Here is a 3,768-nt window from a genome sequence, read left to right on the forward strand (position 1 = left end):
GGATATTTAGTTAAGTTTATTGATATTCTTTTAGTAATAAAGCATAATTACCACATCGAAAAACCTCGCCCATCCGGCGGGGTTTTTTTATACCTGCAATTTATGACGTTTACTGGCACCTTTCGGGGTGCTTTTTTTATGGGTGAAATATGCAAGAAAAGATAAGTTCTTTATCCGCGTATGTCTCTGCTTGGGCTTTTGCTTTGTTTAGTGCGTTCTCATTGCAAGATTGGATGAGCCTCGTTGGTGGGGTGTGCGTGGCGTCTACCGTGTTCATTAACCGCCATTACAAAAAGAAAACGCTCGAAGAAATTCGCAAACGTCCCATCAGTGAGAAATTATATGAAGAGATTAGTGACTAAAGCCATTTGTTCAGTGGGAGTCATACTGGGCGTTGTCTTTGGCATTGATTCCAATTTGGCTACCAGCGAACAAGGTTTATCGCATGTCGCAAATTTGGAGGGGTGCCGAATAACAGGATTATTGGGGTAGGCCTACAAAATAGTATATATATTAGAGGTTGGTGGTGTAGGACGTTTTGTAATGACTTTAAGAGTGTAGTTACAGTTTATAGCGTCCTACCTTATGCCAAGGTTACTTATTTTAAATAAAAATCAGTAAGTTGAAGCGTTGATACCACAACCAAAGAAGAAGAAACTTGGTGGGTTATCCTGCGGCATAAGTGTGTCCAATTAAGAGCAATACATTAATTATCAGAGATCTATCACATAATCGCAAGGCATTAGGGAAAGAAGATAGAGGCTTTATTACATATTTAAAAATAGTTCATTTGTAATGATTAAATTGTGGACTACATCTCATTGAAAAAACGCTTAAGATCAATCGATTTAATTCTTTATTTGATTCATTTTATTAGGAGTATTATTTGAACGATTCAAAACAATAACTCAATATAAGGTTAACTATAAATGAAAAAAATATTATCTTCTTTTAGTCTTGCTCTTGCTCTGATGTCCACCCAGTCTTTCGCTGCTGATAACTATCTTTTAGAATCTAAATTATCTTCAGTCAGCTTTACGACAATTAAAAACCAATTTGTTGTAGAGCCAGCCACAATAAACACCTTATCTGGTGAATTAAGTGAAAGTGGGCAGTTTTCTATCGATGTAAATCTAAAAGGGATCAGTACTGGTATCCCAATTAGAGATACTAGATTGAATGATATATTCTTTGAGTCTGTGAAATACCCTGATGTTAAAGTAAGCGGTAAAGTGGACTTGGCTGCTTTATCTAATGGACCTCAAAAGCTAGAGATTCCTGTGCAAGTCACAATGTATGGCAAAACAAAATCAATTGGTTTTCCTGTCGTAATCTTAAAAAATGATAACTATGTAATGGTGAGTTCGTCTTCATCAGTAATTGTAGGCGCTTCAGATTTCGGGCTTCCTAGTGAGAACTTAACGAAACTGGCTGCGACTGTTGGTGGAATAAAAATATCGGATAGAGTTCCTGTTTCCCTTGCATTAGTATTTAAAAAATAAGTTTTTACTTCTTAATATAAAAAGCCTGGATATTTCTAGGCTTTTTTATTATCTGGCGATTAAATTGATCTGTGTAACGCCCTCAAATATCTGTAATTTCAAGATAAATAAGTGTTACAGCTTTTGGAATCGTGTCTCAAAAATGAAAATCGAAAACAAATTGAGAACTATATGTGTCTATTTTGTTAATCGTAACCTATATTCTTTTTGAACAATAACTTGATTCGTGATGAAAAATTAAAGCGAAATCAAGAGATAAAAATTATATAGGAATTATTATGAATAAATACATGGCAGAGTTTATCGGTACGTTTTGGCTAGTGCTGGGCGGTTGTGGTAGTGCAGTATTAGCAGCAGGTTTCCCTGAGCTAGGCATAGGCTTTGTAGGCGTTGCGCTTGCATTTGGTCTAACAGTACTAACAATGGCGTTTGCTATTGGTCATATCTCAGGTTGTCACCTAAACCCAGCGGTATCAATTGGTCTATGGGTAGGTGGTCGTTTTGATGCTAAAGATTTAGTGCCATACATCATCTCTCAGGTTCTTGGTGGTATTGCAGCAGGTGGTATCTTATACCTAATCGCAAGCGGCCAAGCTGGTTTTGATCTTGCTGGTGGTTTTGCATCAAATGGTTTTGGTGAGCACTCTCCTGGTGGTTACACAATGATGTCAGCACTTATCATTGAAGTGGTACTAACTGCTATGTTCCTCATTGTAATTATGGGCGCTACAGATAGCCGTGCTCCTGCGGGCTTTGCTCCAATTGCAATTGGTCTATGTTTAACACTAATTCACTTAATCAGTATCCCTGTTACTAATACTTCTGTTAACCCAGCTCGTAGTACAGCGGTTGCCGTTTATGTAGGTGATTGGGCAACATCTCAACTTTGGTTGTTCTGGGTTGCTCCGATTGTAGGTGCTGTAATTGGTGCACTTATCTATAAAGTAATGGCAAAAGAGTCATAATCCTTTAGAGATTGAATACAAAAAAAAATGCCGATGATTGATGTCATCGGCATTTTTTGATGGGTAGCACTATTTTATTTGGCTATAAGCCTTATTTATTTCGGCTAACATCACACCATCAGCACCATGATCAGGGTGGTGGAGTTGAGCAAGCTTACGATACTGCTTCTTAATATCGGCACTGCTGCTGTGTATATTAATGCCGAGCAGTTGATACTGAGTAAATGATGACGAAGATGATTTATTTGCCGCCTCTAACTCAATTTGTAAGCGTTTGATCGTGATCTCTTGAGCGTCCGCTCTGATCTTCAATTTCTCATTGCTGTCTTGCAGTTGTTTTAACTTCTCATTCTGTAATGATTTTGAAAAACTGCTTTGTTGCTCGCTATTACCTTTAGTTCGCGCAAAGGTCTGCTTTAATCGTAATAGTAAGAAAACAAGCACAACCATCATAATGGTAATAAGCAGATAGCTCCCAAGAGTGATAAGCGCAGTTGGCTTTTCCATTTGTGTAATGATGATGGTTTTTGGCTCGGGTTCAGACGCAGGACCGGCAGTTTGTTCTGGTGTTACTTTTTTAGGTTTAACTTCTGCGGCTTCTTGTTGCTCAACGACTGGCTTTTGCTGTTGCTCAGCTAAGGTTTGTAATACTCGTTTATAGCCAAGCATAGCTTCACCATGCCCATTGTGTGACGCAATTTGGTACCACAGTGATGCATTGTATAAGTCTACTTTTCCTGATAATCCGTACTCGTAAATCTCACCTAAATAAAACTGAGAAGGTGGGTGGTTTTGTGTCGCTGCGCGAGTAAACCAATAGATGGCTTGTTTTGAATCTTGAGCAATGCCATAGCCATTTTTATAGATCTGACCAAGGTTAAATTGTGCGGTTGTATTATCTTGTATTGCCGCCTGTTTATACCACTGAATTGCGTGATCAATATTGGTAGGACGGTTAGTGCCTGATTCATATTCCATTGCCAATTTTACTTGTGCGCGAGAATCGCCTAATTCCGCTTTCTCTTCTAAAGAGTTAGCGTAAGTGGTGAAACTAAAAAGTAGAACAGCAGTAAGCACAATAGAACGGATCATAAATTTTAATATATTCAGTTGGAATAAAAGGGTGGTCGCTAGTGTAGCGATTTGATAATACGAAAGAAAGAAAAAGGGCGCATGAGTTTCCTCAATACGCCCTGTATTTAGTATCTAGACTGTCTTATTGTTGAATGGGCTATTATTTTACCTCTTCAAACTCAGCATCTACCACATCATCTTCTTGTTTAGGTTGTGCTCCAGCGTCT

At 38.3% G+C, this 3,768-nt stretch carries 4 protein-coding genes; 3 read left to right on the forward strand and 1 reads right to left on the reverse strand.

Going from position 1 to position 3,768, the window contains the following annotated elements:
* Positions 1-149: 149 nt before the first annotated feature.
* The 3 genes from PVK62_RS16995 to aqpZ all read left to right on the forward strand — a co-directional run bounded on the left by PVK62_RS16995 (position 150) and on the right by aqpZ (position 2,467).
* Positions 150-362 carry an HP1 family phage holin gene (locus PVK62_RS16995; RefSeq protein WP_274445567.1) on the forward strand — a complete coding sequence of 71 codons (213 nt, stop codon included), beginning with the start codon at positions 150-152 and terminating at the stop codon, positions 360-362.
* A 567-nt stretch (positions 363-929) separates the two neighbouring features.
* Positions 930-1,502, forward strand: coding sequence for a YceI family protein (locus tag PVK62_RS17000; protein WP_274445568.1), 573 nt, complete (start codon positions 930-932; stop codon positions 1,500-1,502).
* Between the two features lie 278 nt (positions 1,503-1,780).
* Positions 1,781-2,467, forward strand: a complete 687-nt coding sequence (gene aqpZ / locus PVK62_RS17005) for an aquaporin Z (protein ID WP_274445569.1) — start codon at positions 1,781-1,783, stop codon at positions 2,465-2,467.
* A gap of 69 nt (positions 2,468-2,536) precedes the next feature.
* Here aqpZ and PVK62_RS17010 read toward each other — a convergent pair whose 3' ends face one another.
* Entirely contained in the window at positions 2,537-3,559 is a 1,023-nt protein-coding gene (locus PVK62_RS17010) for a J domain-containing protein (protein WP_274445571.1), read from the reverse strand.
* Positions 3,560-3,768: the final 209 nt, after the last annotated feature.

This window comes from Aliivibrio sp. S3MY1, assembly GCF_028765575.1.
In the GTDB taxonomy this organism is placed as follows: Bacteria; Pseudomonadota; Gammaproteobacteria; order Enterobacterales; family Vibrionaceae; genus Aliivibrio.

Bases quoted from the DNA above. Each gene is read 5' to 3' on its own strand.
- PVK62_RS16995 (WP_274445567.1), top strand. From the start codon at position 150: ATGCAAGAAAAGATAAGTTCTTTATCCGCGTATGTCTCTGCTTGGGCT.
- PVK62_RS17000 (WP_274445568.1), top strand. From the start codon at position 930: ATGAAAAAAATATTATCTTCTTTTAGTCTTGCTCTTGCTCTGATGTCC.
- aqpZ (WP_274445569.1), top strand. From the start codon at position 1,781: ATGAATAAATACATGGCAGAGTTTATCGGTACGTTTTGGCTAGTGCTG.
- PVK62_RS17010 (WP_274445571.1), bottom strand. From the start codon at position 3,559: ATGATCCGTTCTATTGTGCTTACTGCTGTTCTACTTTTTAGTTTCACC.